We start from the raw sequence: 15,023 nt of genomic DNA, 5'->3' as shown, positions 1-15,023 counted from the left end.
AAGGTACTTAAACACATTATAATATATGTTATACTATGGTTATTGTAAGTATATGGAGGGCGTTAAAATGCATTTTATTGCTATAAGTATAAATCATCGCACTGCCGATGTTGCACTTAGAGAGCAAGTTGCTTTTAGAAATGATGCCTTACGTATTGCACATTTAGATTTATTTGAAACGAAGTCTATTTTGGAAAACGTTATTCTTTCTACGTGCAATCGTACTGAAGTATACGCTATTGTTGATCAAATTCATACGGGTCGCTATTATATTCAACGATTTTTAGCACGTTCATTTGGATTTGAAGTAGATGATATTAAAGCGATGTCAGAAGTTAAAGTGGGGGACGAAGCAGTAGAACATTTATTGCGAGTCACTTCTGGCTTAGATTCAATTGTATTAGGTGAAACACAAATCTTAGGTCAAATTAGAGATGCATTTTTCTTAGCCCAAGATAATCAAACAACTGGTACAATTTTTAATCATTTATTTAAACAGGCGATTACTTTTGCTAAAAAAGCACATAATGAAACAGATATTGCAGATAATGCGGTAAGTGTTTCTTATGCTGCTGTTGAATTAGCTAAAAAGGTATTTGGTAAACTGAAAAGTAAACAAGCAATCATTATTGGTGCAGGGGAAATGAGTGAACTATCTTTACTTAACTTATTAGGTGCTGGATTAACAAATATTACAGTAGTTAATAGAACACATTCAAAAGCACAAGAATTAGCTGAAAAACACAATGTAAGTTATGCAACTTTGAACGAGCTTCCAGAATTATTAATTCAAGCTGACATGGTAATTAGTTCAACAAGTTCGCCTGATTATGTTATTACTAAACAAATGATGGAGTATGTTGTACAATATCGTTCAGTGGCTTCTTTATTGTTACTTGATATCGCAGTACCTAGAGACATAGATCCTCAAGTGTCTGTAACAGATAATATTTTTAGTTATGATGTGGATGACTTAAACGGATTAGTTGATGCTAATTTAAGAGAGCGTCAATTGGCTGCAGATATTATTGCACAGCAGATTCCTTCAGCAATCGATGCCCATAATGATTGGGTTAATATGTTAGGAGTAGTTCCGGTTATTCGAGCGCTTAGAGAAAAAGCTATGGCGATTCAGGCTGAAACGATGGAAAGCATAGATCGCAAATTGCCTGATCTAAGTGAAAGGGAACGTAAAGTTATCTCTAAACACACTAAAAGTATCATCAATCAAATGCTAAAGGATCCTATTAAACAAGCTAAAGAATTAAGTAATGATAAAAACAGTTATGAAAAATTAGAGCTATTTCAAAACATTTTTGATATAGATGCAGAAGATCCATATCAGCAAGTAAAAGAACGCAAGGCAGATCAAGAAAGTGAATTAGCAGTGCGTCGTATTTTTAGTTTTGAATAAGCATATTAATATGGTGATGATATGCAAGAAACCCTGTTTATTAGATTTCACGAAGTTATTTTAATCATATATGTTTTAAGTTTATTATGTTATTTTTGGGATTTTGTTAGAAAAACACATAAAGTGAGAACTTTTGGAAATTACACACTAGGGATTGTTTGGATGTTACAAACAATCTCTTTGTCTGTATATATCACTTCGCAACATGAAGTGCCATTAGGTTCTATATTCGATGTTTTTTTCTTTTTGGCTTGGATATTAATCACAATTTCATTAATATTAAATTTAATAAAGAGTATGAGTTTCTCAGTATTTTTCTTGAATTTAATAGGATTAGTGCTGTTAACAATGAGTACATTCCAACCTGATAACTACTCAACCCACGTAGAAAAAAGCGCTGTAATTAATGAGCTTCTTTTAGTCCATATTGGGCTTGCGGTACTTAGTTATGCATTTTATGCATTAGCATTTGTCAATGCACTACTTTTTATTATTCAATATCGCAACCTTAAAGAGAAAAATTTTGATCAAAAATATTTTCGCATTGGCAGTGTTGCTTCATTAGAAAATATTGTTTTTTATTCATCATTAGCCGGCTTTGTCCTAATGATAATGAGCATTATTTTAGGAGCACAATGGGGTGTGTTTTCAGTTGGTAAAAGTATTTTTATAGATCCTAAAGTGATTTTATCATCAATTATTACTTCACTTTATGCTATTTATTTATTATGCCATGTTAAACGATGGCTAAGTGCGAAGCATCTCATTTATTTTAATATTATTTTGTTTTGCCTATGTATGATAAATCTTTTCTGTACAACACATTTTTCATAGGTTTATATTATGGCTTATGATGCTATTTACTTTGCAGATGTATTTTTAGGAGGATAGTCTATGCGCAAATTGGTTGTGGGATCACGAAGAAGTAAATTAGCTTTGACACAAAGCAAGCAATTTATTGATAAATTAAAAGAAATTAATCCGGATTTAGAAATAGAAATTAAAGAAATTGTGACAAAAGGTGACCAGATTTTAGATAAACAATTATCTAAAGTTGGGGGCAAAGGCTTGTTTGTCAAAGAAATCCAACACGAACTTTTTAATAAAGAAATTGATTTTGCGATACATTCTTTAAAAGATGTTCCAAGTATTCTGCCTGAAGGTTTAACTTTAGGCTGCATTCCCGATAGAGAAAATCCATTTGATGCGTACATTGCAAAAAATCATACGCCACTTGATCAGTTGCCAGATGGTAGTATTATTGGCACTAGTTCTTTACGACGCGGCGCACAAATTTTAGCAAAATATCCTAATCTTGAGATTAAATGGATAAGAGGTAACATAGATACGCGTCTTCATAAATTAGAAACTGAAAATTATGATGCTATTATTTTAGCTGCAGCAGGACTAAAGCGTATGGGTTGGTCAGATGATATTGTCACAACTTATTTAGATAAAGATGTTTTATTACCCGCAATTGGACAAGGTGCATTAGGGATAGAATGTCGTAGTGATGATGTTGAGTTGTTAGCTTTACTTAAGCAAGTGCACAATCAACAAGTAGCTGACTGTGTAACAGCAGAGAGAACATTTCTTGCAGCAATGGACGGCAGTTGTCAAGTTCCAATAGGGGGTTATGCAATGAATAAACCTAATGGAGATATTGAATTTACTGGATTGATTATGACTCCTGATGGAAAAGAACGATATGAGCATACTGAAAGCGGCAATAATCCTATAGAATTAGGTAATAAAGTTAGCGATGTTTTAATTGAACAAGGTGCTTATGAAATAATTAGAAAATTAAACGACCAACAATTGCATTAATACCATAAATATTGAGGTGTAATGAAAAATGAAGCCAGTTGTAGTAATGACGCAAACGAGTAATGTAAAAAGTGATTTGATTGAGATTGTGCATAAACCGTTTATTAAAATCCAATCGCTTGAATTTAACACTCAGCTATTGCACGATAACTATGACTGGATTATTTTTTCTTCTAAAAATGCTGTACAATTATTTTATCCTTTTTTTAATAGCGTTAATATAAAGTATGTAGCAGCGATAGGGGATAAAACAGCACAACTATGCCAAGAACTAGGTATAAAAGTTGATTTTATACCTGATGATTATTCCCAAGAAGGACTTATTTCTAAGTTGAAGTTGCAAAATCAAAAGCTTCTAATACCTAGTAGCGCACAAGCGCGACCTTATTTGCAACGGAAACTATCACAAAATAATAAGGTAGTAAAGATTGACTTGTATACACCTATTGCACATAGAGATAATATCCATGAAGTAATTAAGTTGATATCAAATAACAAAATCGATGCACTTACATTTTCAAGTTCTTCAGCTGTGCATTACTTTTTTGAAGAAGCTAACCTTCCAAACTTTTATGCTTACTACGCAATTGGCCGTCAGACTGCTAACACGATTAGATATTATGGGTATGAACCTAAGATTGCTGATAATCAAACCTTAGAATCATTGATAAATAAAATTATAGAAAGTAGGAATTACAATGAAATTTGATAGACACAGAAGATTGCGTACTTCAGAAACGATGCGCAATTTAGTAAGAGAAAATCACGTAAGAAAAGAAGACTTAATTTATCCTATATTCGTAGTTGAAAAGGACAATGTAAAAAGTGAGATTACTTCTCTACCTGGAGTATATCAAATAAGCTTAAATTTATTAGATGATGAAATTAATGAAGCATATGATTTAGGAATTAGAGCAATTATGTTCTTTGGTGTTCCAAATGCTAAAGATGAAGTTGGTTCAGGTGCGTATGATCTTAATGGTGTTGTTCAACAGGCAACTCGTAAAGCGAAATCATTGCACGAAGATTTATTAATTGTTGCAGATACTTGTTTGTGTGAATACACTGACCATGGCCATTGTGGTGTCATTGATGAACATACACATGATGTTGATAATGACAAATCATTGCCATTACTTGTTAAAACAGCTGTTTCTCAAGTTGAAGCTGGTGCAGATATTATTGCACCTAGCAATATGATGGATGGGTTTGTGGCTGAAATACGCCAAGGTTTGGATGACGCAGGCTACTATAATGTACCAATTATGAGTTATGGTATTAAATATGCTTCTAGTTTCTTTGGACCATTTAGAGACGCTGCTGATTCTGCACCATCATTTGGTGATAGAAAGACTTACCAAATGGACCCAGCAAATCGTTTAGAAGCATTAAGAGAATTAGAAAGTGATTTAAAAGAAGGCGCAGATATGATGATTGTTAAACCCGCTTTAAGTTATTTGGATATTGTGCGGGACGTTAAAAATAATACGAATATCCCTGTAGTGGCATACAACGTCAGTGGTGAGTATGCAATGACAAAAGCTGCAGCAATAAATGGTTGGATTGATGAAGAACGTGTTGTAATGGAACAAATGGTATCAATGAAACGTGCCGGTGTAGATATGATTATTACTTATTTTGCAAAAGATATATGTCGTTATTTAGATAAATAGAGGGAGGTAGACTATGAGTTACGAAAAATCAATAGAAGCAATGGCTATAGCTGAAAATTTAATGCCTGGTGGTGTAAATAGTCCTGTTAGAGCTTTTAAATCAGTAGATACGCCTGCAATATTTATGGATCATGCTGAAGGATCCAAAATTTACGATATAGATGGCAATGAATATATTGATTACGTATTGAGTTGGGGGCCGCTGATCTTAGGGCATAAGAACCCACAAGTTATTGAAAAGTTGCATGAAGCTGTTGATAAAGGGACGAGTTTTGGTGCATCAACGCTAAAAGAGAATCAACTTGCTAAACTTGTTATTGAACGGGTACCATCAATTGAGAAGATACGTATGGTATCGTCAGGTACCGAGGCAACATTAGATACTTTACGATTAGCTCGTGGTTATACAGGACGCAATAAAATTGTCAAATTTGAAGGCTGTTATCACGGTCATAGTGACTCTTTACTAATTAAAGCAGGTTCAGGTGTTGCTACATTAGGATTACCTGATTCACCAGGTGTTCCAGAAGGCACAGCGAAAAATACAATTACAGTGCCGTATAATGATTTAGATGCAGTCAAATTGGCATTTGAAAACTATGGTGATGATATTGCTGGTATAATCGTTGAACCAGTAGCTGGAAATATGGGAGTCGTCCCACCAGTTGATGGCTTTTTACAAGGTTTAAGAGATATTACGACTCAATATGGAGCGTTGCTTATTTTTGATGAAGTAATGACTGGTTTTCGTGTTGGATACCATTGTGCTCAAGGTTATTTTAATGTAATTCCTGATTTAACATGTTTAGGAAAAGTCATCGGCGGCGGTTTGCCAGTAGGAGCCTTCGGTGGTAAAAAAGAAATCATGGACCATATTGCTCCTGAAGGCGATATTTATCAAGCGGGAACCTTATCAGGTAATCCGTTGGCAATGACAAGCGGCTATGAAACGCTAAGTCAGCTAACCCCAGCATCTTATGATTACTTCCAAGAATTAGGGGATTTATTAGAACAAGGATTGAAAGAGATCTTTGCTAAACATAATGTACCTATCACTGTTAACAGAGCTGGATCAATGATTGGCTATTTCTTAAACGATGGTCCTGTAACTAACTTTGAACAAGCAAATAGCAGTGATTTAGAACTCTTTAGCCAAATGTATCGTGAAATGGCAAAAGAAGGGGTATTCTTGCCGCCATCACAATTTGAAGGTACATTTTTATCTACGGCACATACTAAAGACGACATAAAAACAACAATTCAAGCATTTGATACTGCTTTAAGTCGTATTGTATAATGAATTTAATAATATGAGGTTAGGACTTTCATACTGAGGATGTCTTAACCTCTTTTTAATGAAAGAAGGGTCATGATGAGAAGAATATGGCTTAATAATTTAATTCTTTTAACAACAGCAATCATCGTGAGCTTAATATTATATTTTGCACATGTACTGTTACCATTTATGTTTGGTCCTATTATTGCTGCTATAATTGTTGTTAAATTTTTAAAATTAAATATAAAGTGGCCATTCTGGTTTAGCCAAGTCGGGCTGATTTTATTGGGTGTTCAAATAGGATCGACATTCACAACAGAAGTTATTAATGATATTAAAGATGACTGGACAACAATTATCATTGTTACTGTATTACTCATCGCATTATCTTTAATTATCGCATACTTTTTTAAAAAGATAGCACGTGTGAATACTGAAACTGCAATATTAAGTGTAATTCCTGGAGCACTTAGTCAAATGCTCATTATGGCAGAAGAGAATAAGAGGGCTAATATACTTGTTGTGAGTTTGACACAAACTTCACGTGTTATTTTCGTTGTCATTCTTGTACCGCTTATTTCTTATTTATTTAGTAGCAATCAAACAGCTACGCAAAGTATTAGTCATGCAAAGCCATTAACGCAGGTACTCCATTTTCCAGAGATTATATTGATAATCATGGCAATTGCACTTGTTTATTTTATAATGGCAAAAATCAACTTTCCTACTAAACAGTTATTAGCACCTATCATGGTATTGATTAGTTGGAATTTAATTACGCATATCACATTTACCTTAGATAATTATATTTTAGCATCAGCTCAAGTTATATACATGATAAGAATCGGATTGCAAATAGCTCAATTACTTGGTGATTTGAAAGGTCGTATTGCGATTGCAATCATTTATCAGAATGTATTATTAATTATCAGTGCTTTTATCATGGTTTATTTCGTTCATTTATTTACCAATGATTCTATAAATGAATTATTCTTAGGTGGTGCGCCTGGAGGTATGAGTCAAATTGTTATTGTGGCTATAGCTACAGGTGCCGATGTAGCAATGATTTCAAGTTTTCATATCTTTAGAATCTTCTTTATTTTATTCATAGTTGCACCGATTATTAGTTACTTATTGAAATTGAGTTTGAAAAGATATGACAAGAAATAAGAGTGGGGCATAAATTCCAAAATAATAGCACAGAGATGTTTTGACATAAATCATCTTTGTGCTTCTTTTATTATCAATACTTCGTATGGTATATCTAAGTTTTCATAGGTTGCTATCCAGTCAGCCCAAGTTGTCTTATGAATAAAATCTATAACATTATTGTACTAGATTGTTATCGTCATTTATGAACAGGTTTATGTGGACAATCTTTTAAATGAGCATCATACATCCCTGATGCTTCAAGGAATGAAAACACAGTAACAGGTCCCAAGAATTTGAAACCATATGACTTTAAATCTTTTGAAAGCTGTGTTGCTCGTTCATCTACAGTTATTCTGTCAGAAGCATGCTTATAATGTAAGTCAATGGGGTGACCGCCAACGTATGACCATAGAAACTGACTAAAACTACCAAATTCTTTTTCAATGTCTAAATATCCTTTAGCCTGTGAAATGATTGCTTCTAATTTTTTGCGATTATGAACAATATTGGGAAAGCTCATTAGCTTATCAATATCGCTTTCAGTCATTTGTGCTACTCTTTGAGGCTCAAAATTATGAAATGCTTCACTGTATGCGTCTTTCTTTTTTAAAATAGTTAACCAGGAAAGTCCGGCATGTTGAGATTCTAGTGCCAGGAGCTTGAACAAGGCTTTACTATCATATAAAGGTTTTCCCCATACGTTATCATGATAATCTAAATAAATAGGATCTTTCGTGCTAAATGCGCACTCATTCATAAATATACCTCCAAGAGATTGACTTATAGCGATTTCCATTATACTATAATTAAGAAGCAAAATATATGTTTGGGAAGAGTAAGTATGAATGGTAATTCAGAGAGCATATGGTTGGTGAGAATATGCATAGCGTTCTTACTGAAGGTAGCCCACTAGATCTTTTATTGAACAGTAATATTAAGTAGATAAAAGCGTGTTTGAGCGTTAATCATAATTAAGTGCAAGAATTAAGTTTGATTTTATAGAACTTTTTTCTTGAATTTAGGTGGTACCACGGAAATTCCGTCCTATATATATTAGGACGGTTTTTTTATTTCAAGGAGGTCATTATTGATGAAAATGGAACCTAAATATAATCCGCGAGAAGTAGAATCAGGTAGATATGATGAATGGGTCAATAGCGGATATTTTAATACATCTACGGATAAGTCAAAAAAACCATATACGATTGTTATTCCACCACCAAATGTAACTGGGAAATTACACTTGGGACATGCTTGGGATACAACCTTACAAGATATCATTACACGTATGAAACGTATGCAAGGTTATGATACGTTATATCTACCTGGCATGGATCACGCTGGTATAGCTACACAAGCTAAAGTTGAAGCGAAACTTAATGAACAAGGCATCTCTAGACATGATATTGGAAGAGAAAAATTTTTAGAACAAGCTTGGGAATGGAAAGAAGAGTATGCCTCATTTATACGACAACAATGGGCTAAATTAGGACTAGGTTTAGATTATAGTCGTGAACGTTTTACCCTAGATGAAGGATTAAGTCAAGCTGTTAAAAAAGTTTTCGTTGATTTATATAATAAAGGTATCATATATCGTGGCGAACGTATTATAAATTGGGATCCTAAAGCACGTACAGCATTATCAGATATAGAGGTCATACATGAAGATGTTCAAGGGCATTTTTATCATTTTAAATATCCTTATGCTGATGGGGATGGTTACATTGAAATTGCTACAACCCGGCCGGAAACGATGTTAGGGGATACTGCGATTGTTGTAAACCCTAATGATGAACGTTATAAAGATGTTATAGGTAAAACTGTTATCTTGCCTATTGTTGGTCGAGAATTGCCAATTTTAGCAGATGAATATGTTGATACTGAATTTGGAAGTGGTGCTATGAAAGTTACTCCGGCTCACGATCCAAATGACTTTGAAATTGGTCAACGTCATCACTTAGATAGTATTATTGTGATGGATGAAACAGGTGCCATGAATGACCAAGCAGGAAAATACCAAGGATTAGATCGTTTTGAATGTCGTAAACAACTTGTAGAAGATTTAAAAGCATTAGATTTAGTAATTAAAATTGAAGATCATATGCATTCGGTAGGTCATTCAGAACGCTCCGGTGCAATTGTTGAACCATATTTATCCACACAATGGTTTGTAAAAATGAAACCATTAGCACAGCGCGCGTTAGACAATCAAAAAACAACAGATCGCATTGATTTCTATCCACCACGATTTGAGAATACATTTAATCGATGGATGGAAGAAATTAGAGATTGGACAATTTCTAGACAATTATGGTGGGGTCATCAAATCCCAGCTTGGTATCATAAGGAAACAGGTGAAATTTATGTTGCTGAACAAGCGCCAAAAGATATAGAAAACTGGGAACAAGATGAAGACGTTCTAGATACATGGTTTTCTAGTGCCTTATGGCCTTTCTCAACATTAGGCTGGCCTAACGAAAGTGCAGATGATTTTAAACGTTATTATCCAACTAATGCATTGATTACCGGATATGACATTATTTTCTTCTGGGTGGCTCGAATGATTTTCCAAGGTTTAGAGTTTACCGAACAACGACCTTTCCAAGATGTATTATTACATGGATTGGTGCGCGCCGAAGATGGTCGTAAAATGAGTAAATCACTTGGCAATGGTGTTGACCCGATGGATGTAATCGAAGAATATGGCGCAGATAGCTTACGTTATTTCTTAGCGACGGGTTCATCTCCAGGTCATGATTTAAGATATTCTACTGAAAAAGTTGAATCTGTATGGAACTTTATCAATAAAATTTGGAATGGTGCACGGTTTAGCTTAATGAATATTGGTGAAGATTTTGCTGTAGAAGATATTGATTTATCTGGCAACTTATCACTAGCTGATAAATGGATTTTAACGCGTTTAAATGAAACGATAGAAACGGTGACTGATTTAAGTGACAAATATGAATTCGGTGAAGTAGGTCGCGTATTATATAACTTTATTTGGGATGAATTCTGTGATTGGTATATAGAAATGAGTAAGATACCAATGAATGGTGCAGACGAAGCGCAAAAACAAACAACACGTTCTGTATTAAGTTATACGCTTGATCAAATGATGCGTATGTTACATCCGTTTATGCCATTTGTGACTGAAGAAATTTGGCAAAGTTTACCTCACGAAGGTGATACCATTGTCAAAGCTGCTTGGCCAACAGTTAAAGAAGAATTCAGCTTTAAAGATAGTAAACAAACGATGCAACAATTAGTGGAAATAATCAAATCAGTTAGACAATCTCGAGTTGAAGTTAATACACCTTTATCTAAAGCCATTCCAATTTTTATTCAAGCCAAAGATGAAGACGTTAAAGCGACATTAATTGAGAATGCGGACTATATTGATAAATTCTGCCACCCGAGCGAACTAATTATTGATACTGATATCACAATTCCTGAAAAAGCAATGACATCAGTTGTTGTAGCTGGTAAAGTTGTTTTACCATTAGAAGGGCTTATCGATATGGATAAAGAAATTGCTCGGTTAACTAAAGAGTTAGAAAAGCTTCAAAGCGAACTAGATCGCGTTGATAAAAAATTAGCAAATGACAACTTCGTTAAAAAAGCACCTGAAAAAGTAATTAATGAAGAACGAGATAAAAAGGAACGTTACCAAGAAAAATATGATGGTGTTAAAGCAAGAATTGAACAATTAAAAGCATAGGAGTATTAGATGATGAATTACCTAGACAGCTTGTATTGGATACATGAACGTACTAAATTTGGTATCAAACCTGGCGTCAAACGTATGGAATGGATGCTTGCACAATTTAATAATCCTCAGCATAATATAAGAGGTATTCATGTTGGTGGTACAAATGGCAAAGGTTCAACAGTAGCGTATCTTCGTTCTGCCTTAGCCAGTAATGGTTATGAAGTCGGTACATTTACATCACCATTTATAGAATCATTTAATGAGCGTATCAGTCTAAATGGCGTACCAATTTCAGACGATGAAATTGTCGCTTTAGTAGAACGCGTTAAACCAATTAGTGAAGCAATGGATAGAGATACTGATTTAGGCGTTGCAACTGAGTTTGAAATAATTACGACGATGATGTTTCTATACTTTGGTGAAATACATCCTGTGGATTTTGTAGTTATTGAAGCAGGTTTGGGTATTAAAAATGATTCTACGAACGTCTTTAATCCCATTATATCGATATTAACTAGTATTGGATTAGATCATACCGATATTTTAGGTAATACGTATTTAGATATTGCCAAAGATAAAGGTGCTATTATTAAACCCAACATCCCAGTCATTTATGCTGTGAAAAATGATGAAGCATTAAAATATATACGTGACCTTGCAGTTAGTGAGAATGCAAAGCCCATTGAATTAGAACGTGAAATCATTATTGTGTCTGAAGATGATGAGTTTACGTATCGCTATAAATCGTATGAATTAGAGACGATTATCTTAAACATGCTTGGAGAACATCAAAAAGAAAATGCAGCACTAGCAATTACAGCGTTAATTGAGTTAAATGAAGCAGGTCTTATTGAGTTAGACTTCAACAAAATGATTGATGCGATTGAATCAGTGACTTGGACTGGAAGAATAGAACAGGTTAAAGAAGAACCATTGATGATTATTGATGGTGCACATAATAATGAGAGTATTGAGGCACTTATCGAAACTGTTAAAACTTATTATAATAAAGAAAAGATGGATATTTTGTTCTCGGCAATTAAGGGTAAACCAATTGCCAGTATGATGAATAAGTTAAAAGAAATTGCTGATGTCTTTTATTTTACTGAGTTTGATTTTCCAAAAGCAATAACAGCAGATGAGTTTAAAGATTTGATTCAAGATATAACTGTTGAGTATATTCAAGATTATCATTCATTTATAAACAATTATTCTGGAAAAGGATTATTAATCACCGGAAGTTTATATTTTATAAGCGAAGTTAAAGATAATGTAGAGTTTGTTGAAATTGACAAATAATGAATAGATGCAAAGTATGCTTGATATTTAAGCGGCAGATATTTTAAATCTGCTGCTTTTTTTATGTTTAATTTCATTAAATAAATAGTTGTAAAATATTTATCTTTTAATATTGCTTATAATATTTACAATTGGAACGGAGCTCCTTATAATTTTTGTAAGGAGGTTGATATGTGGTTATCATATGCTATTTATACAGTGTTCTTTTTAGTTATTTATATCAATTGAATGGTGTCGAACGTATATCATTTTGTATTTTAAAAGCACGTTCAACTTGTGATTATTGTCACCAAAAATTACCGTGGTATTCCTTATTACCAATAGTTAGTTTTTTATTTTTAAAAGGACGAGCGCTTTGTTGTCATCACAAATTAAATAAGTATTATCTTATAGGAGAGCTAATTGCTTTTATTATTCCTACTATGAGCTTAATTTGGGACATTGACATAAATCCAACGATTTTTTCGTTCGTCTTCTTGTTTCTCCTAGTTATGGCAATTTATGATATAGAAACTAAATACTTAAATTTACAATTTTTCGCTTTATTTGTTATATGTCTATTGTTTATTTCCCACTTTTATCTCATTAACTTTATTATTTATACTTTAGTAAGTCATGCAATTTATTTATTTGTTCATAACTCGCTTGGTTATGGCGATATAATTTTAATTTCATTTTTATCACTTATTTTCCCACAATCGTTTATGCTTTACTTTATATTTATCACAATATTATTAGCTACGCTATATAGTCTTTTTTTAATTGTTAAATATAAGACGAAAAGAATGCAAATACCGCTTATTCCATTTGTTTTTATCTCATTTATTTTAAATGCATTTTGTTTTAAAATGCTTAAGTTTTACGTTGAAGGAATGATGTTATGAAAATTAAAGATATGGTTACTTCTGAAAAACCTCGCGAACGTCTACTACATTATGGAGAGAAAAGCTTATCTAACACAGAATTATTAGCAATTTTAATTAACACAGGACGCAAAGGCAGTTCGAGTATTGAGATTGCCAATGAAATTATGTTTGGAAAACATCAACTAAAAGAATTAAAATGTATGACCATTCATCAATTAACTCAAATTAAAGGGATTGGCTTACATAAGGCAGTTATATTAAAAGCCGCATTTGAACTAGGAGAAAGGATGAATGCGACACATTTAAGTGAGAAGGTTAAGATTAAATCTCCTGAAGATGTGGCAAATCTAATGACATCTAAACTCAAAGACTTAGAACAGGAACACTTTGTAGCGTTATTTTTAGATACAAAGAATATCGTTATTAAAGAACATACAATTTTTGTTGGCACATTAAATTCAACCATTATACATCCACGTGAAATATTTGCGGCAGCGTTGCGTTATACATCTAATTCATTAATTGTCGTTCATAATCATCCATCTGGAGATGTAACACCATCATCGGAAGATATTGCAACTACAATACGTTTAAAAGAATGTGGAGATATTTTAGGAATATCTTTACTAGATCATATTATCATTGGTAATAATAAATTTACTAGTTTATGTGATGAAGGATATATAGAATAATATGTAAAGCATTTTCGCAATTGATTAATTGAAGAAAGTGATATGCATGATTTGTGCTCTAAAAACTAAAACAAGCATACTAACAATATGCTAGTATGCCATGCTAAATCGTGACTAAATGACAATCAAATTGAAGCGTGCAAACATAATATGACAACTTGTATGTTTACATTAAGAAATGTTGCTCAAAGTTAAATCTATCAAAACTTGTGAAATTATATAGTTAACAACTTGCAGGTGCGTTACCTCTAATTTTTATATTAAAAATGGAAATATCCAGTCAAGCCTTGATAATTTTCATAAACCCATAAAATGCCTTGGTATGCAAGGTAAAGGCAAAGAACTACAAGCGCCGCTGATATTAAAAATCTCAATATTGAAAATCCCACTCTAAATAATAAAATTGCTAATAAAACAATCAAGATAATAGTGAGAATACTCATTAGCGGTCATCCTTTCTAATATTCGTTTACTACGTCTTATTATATTCTTAAATTTAATAATACGCATCAGTCCTAAGATTAAAGCTTGACTCGTACTTAAGACTGATGCATCGATATCCTAATTCTATTATAATACTCTAAATGATCACTAGGAAGGGGAAACTGTATGCATTTCATTCTGAGTACTATAAAAAACATTATTGCCATAGTTATCATCATGATGATTGTATATATCGCCCTTAGATACGCACCTTTTTTACGAGATCAAGAATGGAACCCGGTTAGTTCAATATCTGAAACATCAGACATTAATAATTTAAATTCAGTTCCCGAGACACAATACAATCAACAAAACGAACCATATACAATTGAAGATAATGATTTAATTCAAAACATACCTAAAAGTCAGATAAAAAATGTTTTTAAAATCATAGATAAACAAGAATTTATGGCTGTATCTGGTTTAAGACGAATGGGTTATAACGATGATTATATAGCAGGCCAACGTGATGATCATTTCATAATTTATAAATTAGGGTCTGATAAGATAAAGGTATTTAATACTGAAATTGAGATGGAACAAGAATTGATAAGGCTTAAACAACATATTCCACTTAAAGAATTAAACGCATATTAACTTTATCACTCTCATTTGAAATCATACTGTAA

14 protein-coding genes and 1 other annotated feature are annotated in these 15,023 nt (G+C 33.0%); of the genes, 12 read left to right on the top strand and 2 right to left on the bottom strand.

Annotation, left to right across the window (positions count from 1 at the left end; translation table 11 throughout):
* Positions 1-67: 67 nt before the first annotated feature.
* The 7 genes from hemA (at position 68) to HMPREF3267_RS03970 (ending at position 7,360) form a co-directional block, all read left to right on the top strand.
* On the top strand, positions 68-1,414 hold the full coding sequence (hemA, locus tag HMPREF3267_RS04000; RefSeq protein WP_062077714.1) for a glutamyl-tRNA reductase: 1,347 nt from the start codon (positions 68-70) through the stop codon (positions 1,412-1,414).
* 21 nt (positions 1,415-1,435) lie between these two features.
* Positions 1,436-2,248, top strand: a complete 813-nt coding sequence (locus tag HMPREF3267_RS03995; RefSeq protein WP_002458902.1) for a cytochrome C assembly family protein — start codon at positions 1,436-1,438, stop codon at positions 2,246-2,248.
* Between the two features lie 60 nt (positions 2,249-2,308).
* Positions 2,309-3,241: a hydroxymethylbilane synthase gene (gene hemC, locus HMPREF3267_RS03990; protein WP_012990824.1), complete on the top strand. Its 933-nt coding sequence runs from the start codon at positions 2,309-2,311 to the stop codon at positions 3,239-3,241.
* Positions 3,242-3,269: 28 nt separating this feature from the next.
* Positions 3,270-3,950, top strand: a complete 681-nt coding sequence (locus tag HMPREF3267_RS03985) for a uroporphyrinogen-III synthase (RefSeq protein WP_002458904.1) — start codon at positions 3,270-3,272, stop codon at positions 3,948-3,950.
* A complete protein-coding gene (gene hemB / locus HMPREF3267_RS03980) occupies positions 3,940-4,914 on the top strand; it encodes a porphobilinogen synthase (protein WP_002458905.1) in 975 nt (324 codons plus the stop codon). The genes HMPREF3267_RS03985 and hemB overlap by 11 nt, the downstream gene beginning before the upstream one ends.
* A gap of 13 nt (positions 4,915-4,927) precedes the next feature.
* A complete protein-coding gene (hemL, locus tag HMPREF3267_RS03975) occupies positions 4,928-6,211 on the top strand; it encodes a glutamate-1-semialdehyde 2,1-aminomutase (RefSeq protein ID WP_002458906.1) in 1,284 nt (427 codons plus the stop codon).
* A gap of 75 nt (positions 6,212-6,286) precedes the next feature.
* The gene (locus tag HMPREF3267_RS03970) at positions 6,287-7,360 is read left to right on the top strand and encodes an AbrB family transcriptional regulator (protein ID WP_002478069.1); all 1,074 of its coding nucleotides are present in this window, start codon (positions 6,287-6,289) and stop codon (positions 7,358-7,360) included.
* Positions 7,361-7,538: 178 nt separating this feature from the next.
* On the opposite strand, the gene HMPREF3267_RS03965 is transcribed toward HMPREF3267_RS03970, so the two are convergent.
* Positions 7,539-8,099 carry a DNA-3-methyladenine glycosylase I gene (locus HMPREF3267_RS03965; protein WP_002478070.1) on the bottom strand — a complete coding sequence of 187 codons (561 nt, stop codon included), beginning with the start codon at positions 8,097-8,099 and terminating at the stop codon, positions 7,539-7,541.
* Positions 8,100-8,155: 56 nt separating this feature from the next.
* Positions 8,156-8,392: a binding site (T-box leader), on the top strand.
* 40 nt (positions 8,393-8,432) lie between these two features.
* On the opposite strand from HMPREF3267_RS03965, the gene HMPREF3267_RS03960 reads away from it, so the two are divergent.
* The 4 genes from HMPREF3267_RS03960 to radC all read left to right on the top strand — a co-directional run bounded on the left by HMPREF3267_RS03960 (position 8,433) and on the right by radC (position 13,911).
* Positions 8,433-11,063, top strand: a complete 2,631-nt coding sequence (locus tag HMPREF3267_RS03960; RefSeq protein ID WP_062077712.1) for a valine--tRNA ligase — start codon at positions 8,433-8,435, stop codon at positions 11,061-11,063.
* 12 nt (positions 11,064-11,075) lie between these two features.
* Positions 11,076-12,353: a bifunctional folylpolyglutamate synthase/dihydrofolate synthase gene (locus tag HMPREF3267_RS03955; protein ID WP_037540795.1), complete on the top strand. Its 1,278-nt coding sequence runs from the start codon at positions 11,076-11,078 to the stop codon at positions 12,351-12,353.
* Between the two features lie 173 nt (positions 12,354-12,526).
* Positions 12,527-13,237, top strand: coding sequence for a prepilin peptidase (locus HMPREF3267_RS03950; protein ID WP_002478073.1), 711 nt, complete (start codon positions 12,527-12,529; stop codon positions 13,235-13,237).
* Entirely contained in the window at positions 13,234-13,911 is a 678-nt protein-coding gene (gene radC, locus HMPREF3267_RS03945) for a RadC family protein (RefSeq protein ID WP_002458912.1), read from the top strand. The genes HMPREF3267_RS03950 and radC overlap by 4 nt, the downstream gene beginning before the upstream one ends.
* 260 nt (positions 13,912-14,171) lie before the next feature.
* Here the strand turns inward: radC and HMPREF3267_RS12255 are convergent, their stop codons facing one another.
* Positions 14,172-14,354, bottom strand: coding sequence for a hypothetical protein (locus HMPREF3267_RS12255; protein ID WP_002458913.1), 183 nt, complete (start codon positions 14,352-14,354; stop codon positions 14,172-14,174).
* Between the two features lie 166 nt (positions 14,355-14,520).
* Between HMPREF3267_RS12255 and HMPREF3267_RS03940 the strand changes: the two genes are divergently transcribed.
* Entirely contained in the window at positions 14,521-14,991 is a 471-nt protein-coding gene (locus tag HMPREF3267_RS03940; protein ID WP_002478074.1) for a DUF4930 family protein, read from the top strand.
* The last annotated feature ends 32 nt before the right edge of the window (positions 14,992-15,023 follow it).

The organism is Staphylococcus sp. HMSC62D11 (assembly GCF_001839145.1).
Taxonomy (GTDB): Bacteria; Bacillota; Bacilli; order Staphylococcales; family Staphylococcaceae; genus Staphylococcus; species Staphylococcus lugdunensis.
This window is presented reverse-complemented; position numbering and strand designations above follow the sequence as displayed.

Bases quoted from the DNA above. Each gene is read 5' to 3' on its own strand.
- hemA (WP_062077714.1), top strand. From the start codon at position 68: ATGCATTTTATTGCTATAAGTATAAATCATCGCACTGCCGATGTTGCA.
- HMPREF3267_RS03995 (WP_002458902.1), top strand. From the start codon at position 1,436: ATGCAAGAAACCCTGTTTATTAGATTTCACGAAGTTATTTTAATCATA.
- hemC (WP_012990824.1), top strand. From the start codon at position 2,309: ATGCGCAAATTGGTTGTGGGATCACGAAGAAGTAAATTAGCTTTGACA.
- HMPREF3267_RS03985 (WP_002458904.1), top strand. From the start codon at position 3,270: ATGAAGCCAGTTGTAGTAATGACGCAAACGAGTAATGTAAAAAGTGAT.
- hemB (WP_002458905.1), top strand. From the start codon at position 3,940: ATGAAATTTGATAGACACAGAAGATTGCGTACTTCAGAAACGATGCGC.
- hemL (WP_002458906.1), top strand. From the start codon at position 4,928: ATGAGTTACGAAAAATCAATAGAAGCAATGGCTATAGCTGAAAATTTA.
- HMPREF3267_RS03970 (WP_002478069.1), top strand. From the start codon at position 6,287: ATGAGAAGAATATGGCTTAATAATTTAATTCTTTTAACAACAGCAATC.
- HMPREF3267_RS03965 (WP_002478070.1), bottom strand. From the start codon at position 8,099: ATGAATGAGTGCGCATTTAGCACGAAAGATCCTATTTATTTAGATTAT.
- HMPREF3267_RS03960 (WP_062077712.1), top strand. From the start codon at position 8,433: ATGAAAATGGAACCTAAATATAATCCGCGAGAAGTAGAATCAGGTAGA.
- HMPREF3267_RS03955 (WP_037540795.1), top strand. From the start codon at position 11,076: ATGAATTACCTAGACAGCTTGTATTGGATACATGAACGTACTAAATTT.
- radC (WP_002458912.1), top strand. From the start codon at position 13,234: ATGAAAATTAAAGATATGGTTACTTCTGAAAAACCTCGCGAACGTCTA.
- HMPREF3267_RS12255 (WP_002458913.1), bottom strand. From the start codon at position 14,354: ATGAGTATTCTCACTATTATCTTGATTGTTTTATTAGCAATTTTATTA.
- HMPREF3267_RS03940 (WP_002478074.1), top strand. From the start codon at position 14,521: ATGCATTTCATTCTGAGTACTATAAAAAACATTATTGCCATAGTTATC.